Below are 18414 nucleotides of genomic sequence, written 5' to 3'. Positions count from 1 at the left end.
GTGACAGGGCCTGCGGGACCGTCGAATTCGTCGGAGACGACGTCGGCGTTGGCCGTCGTTGCGGGAGGTTCTGCGTCCGTGCGCGGGACGGTGCAGGCCGCGAGTGAGATGGCTAGTACTCCGATGAGCGCGCACGAGGCGAGCTTCATCCGGTGGTCACCGGACCCGGCTGTGAGACTTCTGGCCCGGCGACTTCTTGCTCGGCGACTGCGGGTTCGGTGTCGGAGGTGTGGTCGTCGGCAACGCGGACCCGACCGCTCGACACTCCCGCCACCACGACGGCGATCAGGATCGGGTAGATGATCAGTCGCTGGGTGCCACCCGACCCGAACCAGCCGGTCAAACCTGTTGCGTAAGCGATGAATGCGACGGTGGCGACCGTTCCGGCGAGGGCTGTGAACGCACGAACCCCAGCCGCCAGCCGTGTCGAACCGGAGAACCCGATCATCGCGAGCCCCACGGATGCGAGCACGAAGAAGGTGGTCAGCGCTGCCGAATGCTGTTGGTAATCGGTCTTCTCGGTGATGATTCCGGTGACGGCCAGTCCGACTCCCGCGATGGCCAGCGCGCCCGCGTGCGGGAACGTGACGATCCGACGCACCGCCCAGCTCGACGCCACCACCGCGATGGCCAGGCCGGTGAGAACGAAGCTGACATTCATCACCGGGTAGAGCGCACTGCACGGCCAACGTCCCTGTGGGCCACAGAATTCGAGGCCGAGTGGACCGATCTGGTCTGTCTGGTAGGAGTACTGTCCACGCCACGTCGCGGAGACCACCCATTCCGCGGCGAAGAACTGGAGCACGACGAGCGCGGCGACCAGCGTGATGCGCGGGTCGATCAGGAGTCGGATGACTTTCATGGGATGGTGCTGACCTCTCGGGGAGACTCATGGGCAGTGGCGGGCGCGCCACGACCAATCGATTTCAGGGTTCCGGCGCCGAACCCCGCGCATGTGACGAACAGGCCCGCGATGAGTGCCGCGACCCGCGTCGGGGTGCGACGTGAACGCCACGCGCCCTGGGGCAGTGTGCGGGTCGCGTATCCGCGCTCGGTGGAAAGTGCTGTGTCGGTTGAGGTCAGGCGCGACAGAGTCGCCTTGGAGCGGCCCTCTTCGTAACAGCGGCGCGTGAAGTAGGAGAACCGGGTGCGGTCGGGTGACACCGCATGTCGGACACGGAAATCCGTGTCGCGCAGGATCGTCGAATTCGGGAACTGTTGGCGCAGAGCGATTCCCATGAGCGTCTCTTCGCATCCGGAGGGAAGATCGGCGTGCCGACCGAGTGCCGTCGAGAAGCCTCCGACGGCCTCGAGCCGATCGCGTCGTACCGCCATCGCCGCACCGATCGGATTGCGGATCTGTGCACCGTGTCCCGGTAGGCCGCGATAGTCGCAGCCGACGACCCAGCCGAACTCCTCGGGGAACCATCTCGGCCGGGGAGCAAGCCACTGGGCATCGACTGCACCGCCCAGGGCGCTGATGTCGTCGCCGGCGAATCGCGATCGAACGGCGGCGAACGATCCGGGTACCGGCTCGGCGTCGTCGTCGATGAAGACCAAGACGTCACCACGTGCAGTGCGAGTGCCGGTGTTACGAGCCTCGGACAGTCCTCGCGGTCCCGCTGATGCGACGACGGTGACCGCGGACTGGTCAGTGGAGAACTGCGCTGTCAGTGAGGTGAGCAGGTCGTCGTTGTGATCGACCACGACGATGAGCTCGTCGACGTCGAGGAGTTGTGCGCGTGTCGCGGCGATGGCGCGCGTGAGGAGCGCTGCGCGGTCGGAGGTGTAGCAGCAGATGATCGCCGACAGGGTGGGCGCAGTGGACTGCTGATGCGGGTGCGACAACTTCGACTCCGGACGGCATGCGGGACGGCGGACCACGGTAGCCTAACCCATAAGGATTAGGGAAGGCTAACCAAACTAGTCGGATGTGATCGACGTACTACCGCGGTGCGGGGATCGTCTCTCCGAGCACCGCCAACGCCTGTGCCGGTACGTCCGCGAGTGCGGCTGCCACAGCGTCGGCTGGAAAGACGTCGTCGCGGAACGTCGCTGTGAGACACAGACTTCCGGCGACCGATGCACTCGTGACGGTGATCCCGGTGGGTGATGGAGGCTCGGCGATGCCGATGACCAATGCCTTCTCGGTGTCGGAGAAGTTCCACCGCTGATTACGTCCCGGTACGACGCCGCCCGAGGAGTGCAGTAGGTCGATCGCCGCCTCGCCCGCGGGCGCCCACGACTGTTGCCCGGTCGCCGCCACCCGTCTTCGGCGCTGTCCCCTCGCGGCAGCTCTCGACTTTGCCGCTGTCACAAGGAGATTCGCGACGGGGCGACCCATCGACGACGCCGCTGACAATTCTGCCTGCAGTGCGTCGGGCGCTGTGTCGGGGAGTACGACGAAGTCGAGGCCGGCAGCGAAGTTCGCCATGGTTCCCACGGATCGGGGGAGATAGGCCCTCGCGTCGAACGGAAGTGTGACCATCGGATTCACGCGCAGCCCGGCGGCGGTCAGCGCGCGCACGAGCGCGACGGTGTGCAGCGTGAACATTCCGACGCCTGACGCGCGCGACGTGCGCGCCGCGCGCATCGAGTCGACGACGTCGCGTGGTGTTCGCGCGAACACGCTTGTCGCCTGTCGCGGCGGATCGACCGGTACGAGGGTTGACGGTTGCGGTGCTCGGTAGTCGCGCGACCGATGCATGTGGGCCAGCGCGCGCAGCCGCCGTGGATTCGACAGCACAGCTGCACCCGCGATCGCGAGGGCACGCGTCGGCGTCCACCAGCGCGGAGATGCCGCGATGGTTTCGGGGATCTCCTCGCTGAGCAGAACGTCGACGATGGTGTTGAGGAGCGTGGTGTCGCCGAGGCCGTGGTCGTAGTCGATTGCCAGGTAGCGGCCACTGAGTACGACGCGCAGATGCCGAGGTGGAAGCGCCGCCACTAGGTCGAGCAACGCCAGGGGATCGTCGGTCGGTGGCGCGGTGTGGACGGCGTCGGCCAACCTGTCGGGCGCGTATGACCAGGCGCGACGATCGTGTGATGGTACGAGCCCGATGCGTGTGTGGGGGCCACGCTTCGCGAAGCGGATGAGCCGTTGCGACGCGCAGTTCGCGTCCGGGAGATCGAGCGGACCGACGACGACGGCGCTGCGATGGCCACTGTGATGCGCGTCGATGGCCGCGCCGGTGAAAGTGCGCGACGCGTCGGGGGAAGTGGCTGAACTACTCATCTTCCTGATGACTTTAACAAAGGCTTACCTAATACGCGCAGGCCGCGCCGGAGATGTCCAATTCATCTTCCGTTCACCTTCGGTGCCCGGTACGTCCACCACGGCACCCTACTGTCATTGCGACCGGGCAAAGCCGCTTGGCGGGACTGCCATGTTCTGATGCTGGAGGGAACCAGAAAGTGAAATTGAGTCGTACAGGAGCCGCTGTCGCCGTGATGGCCGCCAGCTCCGCCCTCGTTCTCGGTGCGTGTAGCAGCAATGCTGACAAGGGCGGCACGAGCGCAGCGCCCGCCTCAGCGGTGACTGACATCAAGTGCGAGGGCAAGCAGTCACTCAAGGCGAGTGGTTCGACAGCCCAGGCCAACGCCATGAAGATCTTCTCCACCTCGTTTGCGAAGACCTGCCCCGGTCACGAGCTCGCCTACGGTGGCGGAGGCTCGGGACAGGGTGTCTCCGACTTCACGCAGAATCTCACCGACTTCGGTGGCTCCGACTCGCCGCTGAAGGGCGACGAGATCCAGAAGGCCGCACAGCGCTGTGGCTCGGAAGCATGGCAGCTGCCGCTCGTGTTCGGTCCGATCGCCGTGACCTACAACGTCGATGGTGTCAACGATCTCGCGCTGTCGGGTCCGACGCTCTCCAAGATCTTCAGCGGCGAGGCAAAGACCTGGAACGATCCGGCGATTGCCGCCGACAACCCGGGCAAGACCCTTCCCAGCACTGCTATCAGCGTGATCTACCGTGCTGACCAGTCGGGCACGACGGACAACTTCCAGAAGTACCTGACCGCCGCGGGCGGATGGACCAAGGGTGCGGGCAAGACCTTCAACGGTGGTGTCGGCGAGGGCAAGCAGGGCAACCCCGGCGTTGGTTCCGCAGTGAAGCCGACCCCCGGATCGATCGCCTACGTCGAGTGGGCGTACGCGCAGTCCAACAAGCTGTCGATGGCGAAGATCATCACCGATCAGGACAAGAGCGGTGTGGAGCTGAACTCTGAGACCGGCGGTAAGACCATCGCGGCGGCGACTCTCAAGAACGGTCCCGACAACCACAACATGGTCATCGACACCGAATCGTTCTACAAGCCGACCGAGGCGGGCGCGTACCCGATCATTCTGGCAACATACTCGATCGTCTGCTCGAAGTACGCCGATACTTCGGTTGGCCAGGGTGTCAAGACGTTCCTCTCGGTGGCGTCTGCACCGCAGAACCAGGGCCAGGATCTGGTCAACGCGGGCTACATCCCGCTGCCGAGCGAATTCCAGCAGAAGCTGACTTCGTCGATCAACGCCCTTCAGTAATCACACGAAAACACCGACCCGAAGCGATATGAGTTATGTCTGTGGATGACACCACCGGTGTGGGCCGGGGGAAGGCGGAGACCCCGCCCGAACCCGGCACGCAGCCTCCCGAATCGTCCGACCAGTTGCCTCCGGATTCCGAGGAGCAGCTCGAAGAGCAGCTCCACCCGGGCCTGCGCAGCCACCGCGGCGCACTCGGCGACCAGCTTTTCTCCTACCTCGCGCGGGGCACGGGTTTCTTCGTGGTCGTCCTCGTCGCCGGTATCGGCATTGCACTGATCGTCAATGCCATACCGGCGATGCTGGCGAACCACGCCAACTTCATCTTCTCGTCCCAGTGGGACGTCAGTTCGGCGAACTTCGACAACGACACGGTGCGTTTCGGCATCTGGGAGTTGTTCCGCGCGACGGTCCTGACCTCGCTGTTCGCCCTGGTCATCGCCACCCCGATCGCGATCGGCATCGCGGTGTTCCTCGTGGAGTACGCCCCGCGACAGGTCGCCCGCCCGCTCGCCGCGGTCATCGATCTGCTCGCGGCGGTGCCGTCGATCATCTTCGGTCTCTGGGGCATCTACGTCCTCGCGCCGGTGATCGCGCCGTTCGCGGAGAGGCTCAACAGCGTGCTCGGCTGGTTCTTCCTCTTCTCCGCCGGTAGCACGTCAGTCAGCGGCGGCGGCACGATCTTCACCGCGGGCATCGTGCTCGCGATCATGATGCTGCCGATCATCACCTCGATCACCCGAGAGGTGCTGCGCCAGACCCCTCCCGGCCAGAAAGAAGCGGCACTGGCCCTCGGTGCGACGAAGTGGGAGGTCATCCGGATGACCTCGTTCCCGTACGGACGCTCCGGCATGATCGCCGCGGCGATGCTGGCGCTCGGACGTGCGCTCGGCGAGACCATCGCCGTCATGATCATCCTGAGTGCCGCCGTCGGCCGCCTCAAGTGGTCGCTGTTCGAAGGCGGCGACACGTTCGCGTCGAAGATCGCTCGCGACGTCGGCGAGTTCGTCGGTAGCCAGGACACCCAGAGCGCCTACATCGCGGCCGGTCTGGTGCTGTTCCTCCTGACATTCGTGGTGAACGCGGTCGCTCGCACGGTCGCAGGCGGAAAGGTCAACGGATGAGCATCGCACTCGATAAGGGCGCAGGCGGCGGCCCGGTCAAACAACATCCGTCGGCATTCCGCGAGATCTCGCTGAGCCGTCGAATCCGCAACAACGGTGCGCGCGCCGCTTTCTTCATCTGCTTCGCGCTCGGCGTCATTCCACTGGTGTGGTTGCTGTGGACGGTGCTCTCGAATGGAGCGAGCGCCATCACCGACCCGAACTGGTGGTTCGGCGACGGCTACGCAGTCGACACCACAACCGACTACGGCGCGGGAATCGCGCCCGCGATCGTCGGTTCGATCATCCAGGCGCTCGTCGCCACGATCATCTCGGTCCCGATCGCGGTGCTCACGGCCGTTCTCCTGGTCGAGTACCCGACGTCGAAGCTGGTCAAACCGGTCAGCTTCATGGTCGACATTCTCGCGGGCGTGCCGTCGATCGTCGCGACGCTGTTCATCTTCACGGTGTTCGTCATCGGACTCTCGATGGGACAGAGCGCCTTCATGGTCAGTCTCGCGCTCATCCTGCTGATGATCCCGATCGTCGTCCGATCGTCGGAGGAGATGCTCAAGCTCGTACCCGACGAACTGCGCGAGGCGTCGTACGCACTGGGCATCCCCAAGTGGAAGACGATCATGCGTGTCGTGATCCCGACCGCGCTGTCGGGCATGCTCAGCGGCATCTTCCTCGCCATCGCACGCATCATGGGTGAGACCGCCCCAGTCCTGATCCTCGCGGGTCCGGCGAGTTCGCTGGTCAAGACCAACCCCTTCGAGGGCGGTATGAACTCGCTGCCTCTGTTCATCAAGGACATGTGGGCGGCGAGTCAGCCGGCGTCGTCGTTCTACTACTGGGGTGCAGCGCTGACGCTGATCATCATCATCGCCATCCTCAACATCGTCGCAGCGCTGCTCGCGAAGTTCCTGGCACCCAAGTCCAGGTAAGACCGCACGCCCAGCAACAGCGTCGTACATCAACAGCACGAGAGAGTAATGCCATGGCCAAGCGCCTCGACATCAAAGACCTGAATATCTACTACAGCAAGTTCCACGCCGTGAAGGAAGTGACTCTTGCAGTGCCGCCGCGCAGCATCACCGCGTTCATCGGTCCGTCGGGCTGCGGCAAGTCGACGGTGCTGCGCACGCTCAATCGCATGCACGAGGAGATTCCCGGCGCATACGCGGTCGGCAGTGTGCTGCTCGACGGTGAGGACATCTACTCCAAAGAGGTCAACCCGACGAGCGTCCGTACGACGATCGGCATGGTGTTCCAGCGGCCCAATCCCTTCCCGACCATGTCGATCCGAGACAACGTCGTCGCAGGTCTTCGCCTGCAGGGCATTCGCAACAAGAAGCAGCTCAACGAGGTGGCCGAGCGAAGCCTTCGCGGCGCCAACCTGTGGGAAGAGGTCAAGGACCGCCTCGACAAGCCCGGTGGCGGTCTCTCGGGTGGTCAGCAGCAGCGACTGTGCATCGCGCGTGCCATCGCGGTCTCGCCGGACGTCCTGCTGATGGATGAGCCGTGCTCTGCGCTCGATCCGATCTCGACGCTGGCCATCGAGGATCTGATGGGCGAGCTGAAGAAGGACTTCACGATCGTCATCGTCACGCACAACATGCAGCAGGCTGCGCGTGTCAGTGATCAGACCGCGTTCTTCAACCTCGAGGGCGTCGGCCAGCCGGGACAGTTGGTCGAGATCGGCGACACCGAGACCATCTTCACGCACCCCACCAAGCGCGAGACCGAGGACTACATCTCCGGCCGCTTCGGCTGATCACCGGCCGGGCAACGACGCACAGGCACACAAGCAGACAAAGACCCGCGACGAGGAATCGTCGCGGGTCTTTTGCGTTGATGGGGGCGCTCACATGTTGAGCAACAGTATGACCAGCAGAGCGACGAGCGACAGCGTCACGCCGACATAGACGAACAGCTGGCGTCGCCGGAGATGTGCTTCGGCTTCGTCGTCGGATTCGGCATTGAAATCGGGTTCTGCCGGATAGTGCACGCCCATGGCGCTCACCCTAGACTGCGCGCCTGGTGTGCGTGAAGTCAGGACGCCCTCCACGACGAGAAACGTCGGTGAATCACATCCGAACCGGGGTGTGATCCACCGACGTCGGTGGTGGGGGTGTGTCGGGAAGCGTCTGTGCTTTAAGAAGCGTCTAGGAACTGCTCGGGCGTCTGGCCGGTGGCCTGGAAGACGACCCGACGGCCGATGAGTACGGCGTGGTCGGCGAAGCGCTCGTAGTATCGGCCCAGCAGGGTGACGTCGACGGCTGCGGCAACTCCGTGCTGCCAGTCCCGGTCCATCAGCACCGTGAACAGGTGGCGGTGGAGATCGTCCATGGCGTCGTCGTCTTCTTGTAGACGAACCGCAGCCTCGGGATCTTGCGTGTCGAGGACCTCGCGCGCGTTGGTGGCGAGCTGGACTGCCAGCCTGCCCATCTCGGCGAAGTAGCCGTTGACCTCTTCGGGCAGGGCCTTAGCGGGATGGCGTCGTCGGGCGACCTTGGCGACGTGCAGCGCCAGCGCGCCCATACGGTCGACGTCTGCGACGATCTGGAACCCACTGACAACTCCGCGCAGGTCGCCTGCGACGGGAGCCTGGAGCGCGAGAAGCGCGAACGCCTGCTCCTCGGCGCGCGCGGACAGTTCGGACAGTTTGTCGTTCTCCGACAGCACTTCCTCGGCAATGGCGAGATCGGCCTGCAAGAGGGCCTGGGTGGCACGGTCCATTGCTGAACCGGCCAGATCGCACATTTCTCCGAGCACCGCATTCAGTGAATGCAGCTGTTCTTGATACGCGGTACGCATACCCTCAAGGGTACTGTGCGTGCCGCAGATCACGATCTTCCGCGTGGTGAACACACCGTGAACGCGCGGTGAGTAGCTCTGCTCGCGCACCTGCGCCCGTCAGGAGCAGGTGGTGTCGCCCGCGTTGGTCACCGCGAGATCGTTGGGCAGATTGCTGGAGTTCGCCGCTGGAGGCAGTGCCTGCGCCGATAGCGTCTCGCCTGCGGCGGGAGCACTGGTGACGCTGCCGGCGAAGTCGCTGCCGAGAATGACCTCGACGCCCGACTTCACTGTCTTGTCGCTCTGGATCTTGGCGCCGGGGAACATCGCGGCGAGTGTCGCAGCAGAGTCCTGTTCACCCGGCCCGTAGCGCACGACGGTATCTGTGCGGTTCTCCGATGCATCCGCGACGCCGCGGACGTCGAAGCCCTGGGCGGTCAGCTGGTCGGACGCGTCGGCGGCTTGCCCGGCCTTGCCCGTGCCGTTGAGCACACGCACCCCGACGTTGCTCGGGTTCTGCGCGGTAGCCGAGACCGTCGACGGCGTCTGCGACGTACTCGTGGTGGCGCCGGCCGCCGTGGTCTGCTTCTTCGACGAACTGCTCTGCTTCTTCTTCGCGGCCTGCTCGCCGGGGAGCGGATCGTCGTCGATGATCGCGTTGAAGATGGCGTTGATGTCGTCGGTGCGCGGGATCTCGTTATTCGAGCCGTCGGTCGCCGTACCCGACGTCGGGATGGTCAGGAACGTCACGCGACCCGCCTCGATACCCTGCATCGAGTCGGCGAGTTTGAGCAGTGACTGCGTGTCGACGCCGTCGACGTAGCTGTTCTTGATGAAGGTGTTGACGATGCTGTTGAGCTTGGCCGGATTGGACAGGACGTTGCCTGAGAGCGTCGACCGCAGCAGTGACGACATGAACAATTGTTGGCGCTTGATGCGTCCGTAGTCGCCGTTGCCCTCCGTCGACACCGTGCGGGCGCGGACGTAGTTGAGCGCCTTGCGGCCGGTGATCGTCTGCTTGCCCGGCTTGGAGAGGATCTGGCCGAGTTCGTAGTCGTACACCGGCGTCGTGGAGCACACCTCGACGCCGCCGACTGCGCGCACGATCTTCTCGAAGCCGGAGAAGTCCATCCCGATGAAGTGGTTGATGTTCAGACCACTCATCTCGGTGATGACCTTGACCAGGCACTTCGGTCCACCGTCGGCGTAGACGCTGTTCAGTTTCACCTGGCTGGCCGCGGGTAGGTCGCCGGTATAGGTTCCGGCGTCGTTGTCCCAATCCTGACATTCGGGTCGGTCGACCTGCAGATCCCGCGGGAACGAGACCGCAACCACGCGGCTGCGGTTGGCGGGGATGTTGACCAGGATCACCGTGTCAGAACGTGCGCCCTCGGCGTCGGCCGTGGTGCCCGCGCCAACCTTGCCGTTCTTGCCGCTGCGGGTGTCGGTACCGACGATCAGGTAGTTCTCGTCGCCGTACTGGGCGTCTTTGTTGCGAATGTTCGTGTCGTCGGGGTCGACGGCGGCGATGGTCCGCCAATCGCTGTTCTTCGACTTCATGTACCCCCACACGAAGCCGGTCCCGACGAGCGCCATGACGCACGCGATGGCGACCATGATGCGGCCGGTGAAAGCCACATTCTGACGTGTCGAGCGGTTGTGACGTCGACGCCCAACACTCTGTGGTCGTGAACGCAGCGCGATCGTCTCGGTGAGATCCGGCGTCGGCTCGAGCGGTGGGGACGCCGGTTTCTGATCCGCCTCGGGAGCCGACGACTCGGCGGGCGCATCGTTCGGGGTGGCGGCGGTGGGGGCGTCGGGTTCGCGGTGCGACTCCTGCGCCCGCGATTCCTCGACGACCCGCTCCGTGGTCGCCCTGTCACTGAGGTCGACGACGGGCGCAGGCGTGGCACCGACGATCGGGATCTTGCGCGTGACCTCGTTGGCCCCTGGCGTGTCGGAGCTGGCCCCTGGCGTCTCGGACTTGGCCCCCGGCGTCTCGGAGGGGCGCTTCGACGCGTCATCCGCGGGAGCGCGGTTGCCACGCCGTGCCCGACGAAGGCCGGAACGGCCGCCGACGCGCGGAATGGCCTCGGTCGGCGACGAATCGCCGCGCGGCTGCCTGCTGGAAGTCGACGGCTGGTCAGCACGTGGCGAGCTGTCAGAAGGGGAATCGGAGCGTGCGCCGGGATCGGCGTTCATCTGCTCCATCAACTCGCGGACGGTCATTCGACTGCGGCCGCGGACGTATCGATCGGCGGCGCGCGGCTCACGCAGCCTGCCGTCATTGGGGTTCGATGAGCGTGACGTGCGTGGAGTTGATGACGATGACGAGTCGTCCCGGTCGCCCGGCTCGTCGCCGTGCGGCTTGGGTGTCCAACGACTCACGTCACAAATCCTCGTACCCCGTGGTGAGGCTGCCGCCCGTCGGGGCTGAACGCTGCGGCGAGCAGGAAGAACTCAGATCCCGCCTTGGGACCTTCGGACATAGTACTGATAGGTCCTGAGAAGCGCCTCAGCCGCCGGAGTGCATGACCTCTGCACCCGCGGGGACAACGTCTTCGTAGGGGTCGTCGAGCCAACCGTCGGGGAGTGCGACCTTGGCGGGCGATCCCTGCCGACCACGTGGACCGTGCCCGTCCTCGGGAAATGGCGTATCGGCGGGAAGTGACCCGACGAGGTCGCGGAGTTCGTCGAGCGTCGACACCAGCGACATGCGCGAACGGATCTCCGAACCGGCCGGGAATCCGCGCAGATACCAGGCGACGTGTTTGCGCATCTCGCGCATGCCCTTGTCCTCGCCGTGGTGATCGGCGAGCAACTCGCCGTGCCTGACGATGATCTGCGCGACCTCACCGAGGTTCGGCGCAGCGGGTGCGGGCAGCCCATTGAGTTCAGCGGCGAGTTCGGCGAACAGCCACGGCCTGCCGAGGCAGCCGCGTCCCACGACGACGCCGTCGCATCCGGTCTGCGCCATCATGGCCACGGCGTCCCGGGGTTCGAAGATGTCGCCGTTGCCGAGCACCGGCACGTCGGTCACGTGCTCCTTGAGACGGGCGATCTCGGCCCAGCCAGCCTCGCCGGAGTACCGTTGCGAAGCCGTACGGGCATGGAGCGCAACAGCTTTCGCGCCCTCGGCCGCAGCGATGCGCCCGGCGTCGAGGTGCGTGTGGTGCTCGTCGTCGATCCCGATGCGGAACTTGACGGTGACGGGGATGTCGGTGCCCTCGGTCGCCTTGACCGCGGCCGCGACGATGCGTTGGAAGAGGGTGCGCTTGTAGGGGATCGCGGAGCCGCCACCCTTGCGGGTCACCTTCGGCACCGGGCAACCGAAGTTCATGTCGATGTGGTCGGCGAGATTCTCGTCGACGATCATCTTGGCTGCCTCGTAGGTGTAGCGCGGATCGACCGTGTACAGCTGCATCGACCGCGGATTCTCGTCCGGGCCGAACGTGGTCATGTGCATGGTGACCGGATGCCGCTCGACGAGCGCTCGTGCGGTGACCATCTCGCATACGTACAGACCCGACACCGTGCCGGTGCGGGCCAATTCGAGTTCGCGACACAGCGTCCGGAACGCCACGTTGGTGACGCCTGCCATCGGCGCGAGCACCACGGGACTCGCGAGTTCGATCGTGCCGATTCGCAGGGGGGAGTCACGCATAGGGGTGTCACGCAGCGGAGTGTCGCGCGGCGGCGTGGCGTGCGCAGCCGACAGCGCACCGGCGCCCTCGTGGATTGTGGAGGGCGCCGGCGCTGCTGGGGTTCGGATCGTCGTCGTCAAGCCAATGGTTGCGTCAGGACGCCTGACGCTCGCGCTTCTTGGCTTCGCGGGCGAGTGCGCGGTCGCGCATCTCCTCGAACTTGATGGTGTCCTTCTCGAGCTGCTCGAGGAAGGCTGCGAGCTCTTCGCGGGTCTTGTCGCCCTCGGCGGAGAAGTCGTCGCGATCGAAGACGTTCCACTTGCGCAGGACGGGCTGGATGACCTCTTCGAGGTGCTGGCGCAGGTCGTAGATGCCGTGCTTGGCCATCAACACGCCGTGGCGGCGGAAGTTGGGCATTCCGGCGCCGGGCATCTGGAAGTTGGTGACGATGTCGGTCACGGCACGCAGCGTCTGGTCGGGAGCGATGTCCATTCCTGCGCCGCAGATGTTGCGGTAGAAGATCATGTGCAGGTTCTCGTCGGCAGCGATGCGCTGAAGCATCTTGTCGGCGATCGGATCGTTGCACGCCTTACCGGTGTTGCGGTGGCTGACGCGCGTGGCGAGCTCCTGGAACGTCACGTAGGCGACGGAGTGCAGCAGGCCCATCTCGCCGCCCTTCTCCATCATCTCCTCGACGCGGTCGCCTGCGGCGGACTCGGGTGAGTAACCGTTGGTCATGTGGACCATGCGGTCGGCCTCGAGCTGGGCGGGGTCGACGCCGCGCGTCACCGTGAGGTAGTCGCGCATGACGATCGAGTGCCGGTTCTCCTCGGCGGTCCAGCGACCGACCCAGAAGCCCCATGCCGAATCCATCGAGAAGTTGTCGGCGATCACCCGGTGGTAGGAGGGCAGGTTGTCCTCGGTCAGCAGGTTGGTGATCATCGCGGCCTTCGCGACCTCATCGAGCTGCGACTGTTCGGGGTCGTAGTCGACGCCGCCGAGCGCGGCGAAGTTACGACCCTCGTCCCAGGGGACGTAGTCGTGCGGGTTCCAGCTCTTCGCGATCTTCAGGTGCCGGTTGACGTTGTCCTCGGCAACCGGTGCCAACTCGCGGAGCAGATCGAGCTGAGTGAGCTCACGTGCCATTGTTCGTTCCTCCGAACGGTCCACATCGAAACAGGTCGGACTGTCGTAGTCTCCGACTGTCGTCTCTGGTTGTCATGCCTGGCTCGGTGACCGACATGCATTCAAGTCAGTCAGTAAGGTTACGGCACCGAGCAGGCGTTACCCAAGTACGCACTTACGGTGTCGTAACTTGGCTCGCAAGCGTTACCCCCGAAACGCTCGGCCGAACGTCGACGCCCACGTGGCGGCGTCGTCGTCAAGGGTACCGAGTTCGCGCGCCTTGTCACACCACTGCATTGCGGCGATGCCGAACTCCTTGGGGTTGTAGATGTCCTCCTCGCACCTCCACAGACCGTCGCCGGCGTACGTGATGATCGAAATGTTGGTCGCGGTGATGACGCTTCCGTCGCCGGGATCGCACATCGGATTGTCGACTTCGAAGATCACGCGGCCGGTCGGGGCGTCGAACACCTTCCACAGATTGGGGAAGGCAACCATGTGGTCGCCGGGGAAGCGGGTCATCGTCTTCACGATCCACGGTCGGATCTCATCCCTGCCGTGCATGGTGCCGAGCGCGTGCTCGATGTAGTCGGCGTCGGGGGTGAAGAGGTCGGCGAAGCGCGCCCAGGCAGCAGGCGCCTCGGACGGCTCGGCGCGGGCATGCGCCGCGATGCCTGCGACGGTGGCCTCGAAGACGTCGAACGCCTCCGACAACTCATCGAGCTCGAACGGGGTCGGCGAGAATCGGGCATCCGCGGCAGACGCGGCGTTTTCGGTGCGCATCCGGCTGATCGTAGGGAACTACGGCGGGTGCGCGAAGCGTTATGGAAAAGGAGCGCGACGACGCACAGACGTGGTTCGATTTCATCATCGACCCGTCGACGTAGACGGGCGTGCGCGACGGCGCGGGCGAGCAGGATGCGGAGGATTTGCGATGGAGCGGCTGAGCGGTTTGGACGCCTCGTTCCTGTACATGGAGACGCGGTCGCAGTTGATGCAGATCATCGGCCTGATCGAGGTTGATCCGTCGACGATTCTGGGTGGGTATTCGTTCGGCCGTATCCGTGATCAGATGCGACAGCTCGTCCGTGCGACCCCGAAATTTCGACGCAAGCTCGACAACTCGCTGATCAACATCGACCACCCCGCGTGGGTGGAGGACGACCATTTCGACATCGACCGGCACGTGCACCGCGTGGCGGTTCCGGCGCCGGGCGGGATCGGCGAGGTCACCGAGCTCTGTGGACATCTGGCCGGGCAGACCCTCGACCGCGCGAAGCCGTTGTGGGAACTGTGGGTCATCGAGGGCCTGTCCAACGGGCGGATCATGATCATGCTGCGGATGCACCACGCCGCGGTCGACGGTGTCGGCAGCGCCGAGGTGCTCTCGCAGCTCTTCTCGCTCTCGCCCGAGCAACCCGACCTCGACGCCGATCTGCTGCATCAGACCGCAGGCGGGTCGTCGCATGCGGTGCTCGCCGCGACGGGTGCGGTCCACTACCTGATCCGACGTCCGATCGCGATGGCGCGTCTGCTGCCGGAGACGGTCGCGGTTCCGTTCGCGTGGCTGCGTCGGGCGCGCTCGCACGAGGCGATGCCCGCACCGTTCGGGGCGCCGCGAACCCGATTCAACGGCCCCATCACACCGCACCGTTCGATCGCACTGACCCAGCTCTCCCTCGCCGACATCAAGCGCGTCAAGAACCGGTTCGGAGTCAAGGTCAACGACGTCGTGCTGGCGATCACCGGCGGGGCGCTCCGTGAATATCTGTTGGCGCACAACGAGCTGCCGGACAGGCCGCTCGTCGCGATGGTGCCGGTGTCGGTTCACGGCGCCGACGACAGCGGGTTGATGGTGGAGGGCACCAACAAGGTGTCGGGCATGTTCACGCAATTGGCCTCCGACGTCGCCGATCCCGTCGAACGGATCGAGCGTGCCGCCGAGCTCTCGCGAAAAGCGAAGGCGCACCACGCCGACATCGACGCGAACATCCTGCGTGCCTGGGCCCAGTTCGCGCCCGGCACCACGATGTCGACGCTGATGAAGTTCTACGGCGACCGGAAGTTGGCGCTCAAGCACCCTCCGGTCTTCAACGTGACGGTGTCGAACGTCGCGGGCGCCGACATCCCGGTGTACTTCTGCGGCGCGCGCGTGACGGCGGTCTACCCGCTCGGGCCGATCTTCCACGGGCTCGGGCTCAACATCACGGTGTTCTCGGCCGACGGCGAGCTCAACGTCGGAATCCTCGGGTGCACCGATCAGATCCCCGATATCGACTTCCTCGCCCACGCGTTCGACGAACAGCTCAAGACGCTTCTCGAGGTGTGCGGCGACTGAGGTCTTGCGGTGATGGGGTCTTGCGGTGATGGGGTCATCTGGTCACTAAGCTTTGCCCTGTGTCCATCTATCGCCACGGATTCGCCCGAGTAGCGGGCGCGGTGCCCGTCGTCCGTATCGCCGACCCGGCGGCCAACGCGCAGGCCACCGTCGAATTGATGCGGCAGGCGGCCACCGAGGGGGCCGCATTCGTCGTGTTCCCCGAGATGGGGCTCACCGGATACAGCATCGACGATCTGGTCCAACAGGATGCGGTGATCGACGCCGCGCTCGACGCGCTCGCCACCGTCGTCGCCGCGAGTGAGGGCCTGCGCCCGCTGGTGGCCGTCGGACTGCCGCTCGTCGTCGACGCCGGGCTGTACAACTGCGCGGTCCTGCTGCGTGATGGTCGGATTCTCGGCGTCGTACCTAAGGCGTTCCTGCCGAATTACCGCGAGTTCTACGACAAGCGGTATTTCAGCGCTGCCCGCGACGCACTCGCCGACACGGTGACGCTGCTCGGACAAACGGTGCCGTTCGGCACCGACCTGATCTTCGACGCCGTCGACCTGCCCGGTTTCGCACTGCATCTCGAGGTCTGCGAGGACGCCTGGGTGCCCATCCCGCCGAGTACCTGGGCCGCCCTCGGAGGTGCGACGGTTCTCGCGAACCTGTCGGGTTCGCCGGTCACGATCGGCAAGGAGTCGTATCGGAAGTCGTTGTGCACCAGCCTCTCTGCCCGGTGTATTGCCGCCTACGTCTACGTTGCGGCCGGATATGGCGAATCCACAACCGATCTCGCGTGGGACGGAGATGCGCTGATCGCCGAGAACGGCGGACTACTCACTCGCAGTGAGGGATTCGCGACGACCGAGCAACTCGTCGTCGCCGACGTCGACCTCGACCGGCTACGCCAGGAGCGCATCCGGATGGGCAGCTTCCACGATCAGGTCGGCGACCTCAAGGATCGTCTGACGTCGTTGCGCCACATCGACTTCGAGTTCGGCGACCTCGACCTCGCCGTCGACGATGATCTGCGACGCTCGGTCGCACGCTTCCCGTTCGTTCCCGCCGACGCCGCTGACCGTGACGAACGGTGCCGCGAGGTGCGCGACATCCAGGTTCAGGGCCTGGCCGCACGTCTGCGCGCCACCGGCATCGACAAGATCGTCATCGGGGTGTCCGGTGGCCTCGATTCGACGCTCGCATTGCTCGTCGCCGTCGACACCTTCGACCGACTCGGCCTGCCGCGCACCAACATCCTCGCGTACACGATGCCGGGATTCGCCACCGGCGGCGCGACGCTACGACGCGCACATGTGCTGATGGATTCTCTCGGGGTCAGCGGCACCGAACTCGACATCCGGCCGTCGTGTGAGCAGATGCTCGCCGACATCGGACATCCCTATGCCAAGGGCGAGAAGGTCTTCGACGTGACCTTCGAGAATGTGCAGGCAGGCGAGCGGACGTCGCACCTGTTCCGGCTGGCGAACTTCCACGGGGGAATCGTGCTCGGGACCGGCGATCTGTCCGAACTCGCGCTGGGGTGGTGCACCTACGGCGTCGGCGACCAAATGTCGCACTACAACGTCAACACGTCGGTCCCGAAGACGTTGATCCAGTACCTGATTCGCTGGATGATCTCGACCGGGCAGTACTCGCAGGAGACCACCGATACGCTCGCCGAGATCCTCGACGACGTGATCTCACCCGAACTCGTCCCGCCCGGCGAAGACGGCGCGATCCAGAGCACAGAGGACACCGTCGGCCCCTACGAACTGCACGACTTCTTCCTGTACTACCTCACGCGGTTCGGCTACCGCCCCGACAAGATCGCCTACCTCGCGGGCCAGGCGTGGGGCGACCGGGAACGCGGTGCGTGGTCGGAGCTGATCGCGCCGGAGCGTCGAAATCAGTACGACGCCGCGACCATTGAGCACTGGCTCTCGACGTTCCTGAAGCGATTCATGAGCAACCAGTTCAAGCGCACCGCGATGCCCAACGGGCCGAAAATCGGTTCGGGCGGGTCGCTGTCGCCGCGCGGCGACTGGCGCTCGCCGTCGGACGCCTCCGCCCGCACCTGGCTGGACCAGCTCAAGGGCAGCTGATGTCGCGGCAGCTCTAGAGCCCCAAATCCTTCGCGATGATCGTCTTCATCACCTCGTTGGTGCCGCCGTAGATCCGGGAGACGCGGGTGTCGGCGTAGAGCCGCGCGATGGGGTACTCGGTGATGTAGCCGTATCCGCCGTGCAATTGCAGGCACTTGTCGATGACGCGGCCGGCGGTCTCGGTGGCGAAGAGCTTGGCGCGCGCGGCGTCGGCCACCGACAGTTCGCCCCGGTTGTGGAGGATCAACGCCTGGTCGACGAACTGCTGCACCGCCGCGACGTCGGCCGAGCACTCGGCCAGCACGAACTTGGTGTTCTGGAACGACGCAACGGGCCTGCCGAACACGTCGCGCTCACGGGTGTAGGCGAGGGCGTGTTGCAGAGCAGCGTTCGCGGTTGCCGACGCCCCGATGGCGATGCTCAGGCGCTCCTGCGCCAGGTTGTGTGTGAGGTAGGAGAAACCCTTGCCCTCCTCGCCGAGCCGGTCCTCGACGGGCACGCGCACCGATGAGAAGGAGAGTTCGGCGGTATCGGACGCCTTGAGTCCGATCTTCTCCAGCTTCCGTCCGACGGCGCAAAGACATTCATCACGGGTGGCGCACTGGCCGACCGCATTCTGGTGGTGTGCCGCACCGCATCGTTCGATCCCGACAATCGTCGGGCCGGACTCTCGATTCTGGTGGTGGACACCACATCCGAGGGTTTCGCCGTCGGACGGAAGCTGGAGAAGATCGGACTCAAGGCGTCCGATACCGCCGAACTCTCCTTCTCATCGGTGCGCG

15 protein-coding genes and 2 pseudogenes are annotated in these 18414 nt (G+C 65.2%); 7 read left to right on the top strand and 10 right to left on the bottom strand.

Features of this window, described 5'->3' with window-relative positions:
- Positions 1 to 145 precede the first annotated feature (145 nt).
- From A5777_RS01015 to A5777_RS01005, 3 genes are all read right to left on the bottom strand, one after another.
- Positions 146 to 862, bottom strand: a complete 717-nt coding sequence (locus tag A5777_RS01015; RefSeq protein WP_005204258.1) for a DUF998 domain-containing protein — start codon at positions 860 to 862, stop codon at positions 146 to 148.
- The gene (locus A5777_RS01010) at positions 859 to 1884 is read right to left on the bottom strand and encodes a glycosyltransferase family 2 protein (protein ID WP_005204260.1); all 1026 of its coding nucleotides are present in this window, start codon (positions 1882 to 1884) and stop codon (positions 859 to 861) included. The genes A5777_RS01015 and A5777_RS01010 overlap by 4 nt, the downstream gene beginning before the upstream one ends.
- Positions 1885 to 1945: 61 nt before the next feature.
- A complete protein-coding gene (locus A5777_RS01005) occupies positions 1946 to 3235 on the bottom strand; it encodes a hypothetical protein (RefSeq protein ID WP_064861322.1) in 1290 nt (429 codons plus the stop codon).
- 179 nt (positions 3236 to 3414) lie between these two features.
- Between A5777_RS01005 and pstS the strand changes: the two genes are divergently transcribed.
- Genes pstS through pstB form a run of 4 tightly spaced genes read left to right on the top strand, consistent with a single transcriptional unit; the run spans position 3415 to position 7416 of the window.
- Entirely contained in the window at positions 3415 to 4536 is a 1122-nt protein-coding gene (gene pstS / locus A5777_RS01000; RefSeq protein ID WP_039855004.1) for a phosphate ABC transporter substrate-binding protein PstS, read from the top strand.
- Positions 4537 to 4571: 35 nt separating this feature from the next.
- Complete coding sequence (pstC, locus tag A5777_RS00995; RefSeq protein WP_005204267.1) at positions 4572 to 5660, top strand: phosphate ABC transporter permease subunit PstC; 1089 nt, start codon at positions 4572 to 4574, stop codon at positions 5658 to 5660.
- Positions 5657 to 6586: a phosphate ABC transporter permease PstA gene (gene pstA, locus A5777_RS00990; protein ID WP_005204269.1), complete on the top strand. Its 930-nt coding sequence runs from the start codon at positions 5657 to 5659 to the stop codon at positions 6584 to 6586. Before pstC ends, pstA begins: the two co-directional genes overlap by 4 nt.
- 53 nt (positions 6587 to 6639) lie before the next feature.
- Positions 6640 to 7416, top strand: a complete 777-nt coding sequence (gene pstB, locus A5777_RS00985) for a phosphate ABC transporter ATP-binding protein PstB (RefSeq protein WP_005204271.1) — start codon at positions 6640 to 6642, stop codon at positions 7414 to 7416.
- A 90-nt stretch (positions 7417 to 7506) separates the two neighbouring features.
- Here the strand turns inward: pstB and A5777_RS24930 are convergent, their stop codons facing one another.
- The 6 genes from A5777_RS24930 to A5777_RS00960 all read right to left on the bottom strand — a co-directional run bounded on the left by A5777_RS24930 (position 7507) and on the right by A5777_RS00960 (position 13990).
- Entirely contained in the window at positions 7507 to 7656 is a 150-nt protein-coding gene (locus A5777_RS24930; protein WP_168431243.1) for a hypothetical protein, read from the bottom strand.
- Between the two features lie 140 nt (positions 7657 to 7796).
- Entirely contained in the window at positions 7797 to 8459 is a 663-nt protein-coding gene (gene phoU, locus A5777_RS00980; RefSeq protein WP_039855035.1) for a phosphate signaling complex protein PhoU, read from the bottom strand.
- Positions 8460 to 8558: 99 nt separating this feature from the next.
- Entirely contained in the window at positions 8559 to 10826 is a 2268-nt protein-coding gene (locus tag A5777_RS00975; protein WP_064861321.1) for an LCP family protein, read from the bottom strand.
- Positions 10827 to 10953: 127 nt separating this feature from the next.
- Positions 10954 to 12102: a tRNA dihydrouridine synthase DusB gene (dusB, locus tag A5777_RS00970; RefSeq protein WP_082933492.1), complete on the bottom strand. Its 1149-nt coding sequence runs from the start codon at positions 12100 to 12102 to the stop codon at positions 10954 to 10956.
- A 133-nt stretch (positions 12103 to 12235) separates the two neighbouring features.
- Entirely contained in the window at positions 12236 to 13228 is a 993-nt protein-coding gene (locus A5777_RS00965) for an acyl-ACP desaturase (protein WP_005204280.1), read from the bottom strand.
- A gap of 183 nt (positions 13229 to 13411) precedes the next feature.
- A complete protein-coding gene (locus A5777_RS00960; RefSeq protein ID WP_064861320.1) occupies positions 13412 to 13990 on the bottom strand; it encodes a nuclear transport factor 2 family protein in 579 nt (192 codons plus the stop codon).
- Between the two features lie 151 nt (positions 13991 to 14141).
- Here A5777_RS00960 and A5777_RS00955 point away from each other — a divergent pair, with 151 nt between their 5' ends.
- Together A5777_RS00955 and A5777_RS00950 are read left to right on the top strand one after the other, a co-directional pair.
- Entirely contained in the window at positions 14142 to 15545 is a 1404-nt protein-coding gene (locus tag A5777_RS00955; RefSeq protein WP_039855006.1) for a WS/DGAT/MGAT family O-acyltransferase, read from the top strand.
- Positions 15546 to 15604: 59 nt separating this feature from the next.
- The gene (locus A5777_RS00950) at positions 15605 to 17632 is read left to right on the top strand and encodes an NAD(+) synthase (protein ID WP_005204287.1); all 2028 of its coding nucleotides are present in this window, start codon (positions 15605 to 15607) and stop codon (positions 17630 to 17632) included.
- A gap of 13 nt (positions 17633 to 17645) precedes the next feature.
- Here the strand turns inward: A5777_RS00950 and A5777_RS00945 are convergent.
- Positions 17646 to 18206 (bottom strand): annotated as a pseudogene (locus tag A5777_RS00945) (acyl-CoA dehydrogenase family protein); the annotation flags it as partial.
- On the opposite strand from A5777_RS00945, the pseudogene A5777_RS24515 reads away from it, so the two are divergent.
- A pseudogene (locus A5777_RS24515) lies at positions 18201 to 18414 on the top strand (acyl-CoA dehydrogenase family protein); the annotation flags it as partial. The pseudogenes A5777_RS00945 and A5777_RS24515 sit on opposite strands and share 6 nt — an antisense overlap.

This window comes from Gordonia sp. 852002-10350_SCH5691597, from assembly GCF_001665715.1.
GTDB classification, from domain to species: Bacteria; Actinomycetota; Actinomycetes; order Mycobacteriales; family Mycobacteriaceae; genus Gordonia; species Gordonia sputi.
Note: the sequence above shows the minus strand (reverse complement) of the source record. Positions and strands in the feature narration are given on the sequence as shown.

Coding starts and splice junctions, on each gene's coding strand:
- A5777_RS00960 (WP_064861320.1), bottom strand. CDS start 13,990: ATGCGCACCGAAAACGCCGCGTCTGCCGCGGATGCCCGATTCTCGCCG.
- dusB (WP_082933492.1), bottom strand. CDS start 12,102: ATGCGTGACTCCCCCCTGCGAATCGGCACGATCGAACTCGCGAGTCCC.
- A5777_RS24930 (WP_168431243.1), bottom strand. CDS start 7,656: ATGGGCGTGCACTATCCGGCAGAACCCGATTTCAATGCCGAATCCGAC.
- pstB (WP_005204271.1), top strand. CDS start 6,640: ATGGCCAAGCGCCTCGACATCAAAGACCTGAATATCTACTACAGCAAG.
- A5777_RS00965 (WP_005204280.1), bottom strand. CDS start 13,228: ATGGCACGTGAGCTCACTCAGCTCGATCTGCTCCGCGAGTTGGCACCG.
- phoU (WP_039855035.1), bottom strand. CDS start 8,459: ATGCGTACCGCGTATCAAGAACAGCTGCATTCACTGAATGCGGTGCTC.
- pstA (WP_005204269.1), top strand. CDS start 5,657: ATGAGCATCGCACTCGATAAGGGCGCAGGCGGCGGCCCGGTCAAACAA.
- A5777_RS00955 (WP_039855006.1), top strand. CDS start 14,142: ATGGAGCGGCTGAGCGGTTTGGACGCCTCGTTCCTGTACATGGAGACG.
- pstC (WP_005204267.1), top strand. CDS start 4,572: ATGTCTGTGGATGACACCACCGGTGTGGGCCGGGGGAAGGCGGAGACC.
- A5777_RS01005 (WP_064861322.1), bottom strand. CDS start 3,235: ATGAGTAGTTCAGCCACTTCCCCCGACGCGTCGCGCACTTTCACCGGC.
- A5777_RS01015 (WP_005204258.1), bottom strand. CDS start 862: ATGAAAGTCATCCGACTCCTGATCGACCCGCGCATCACGCTGGTCGCC.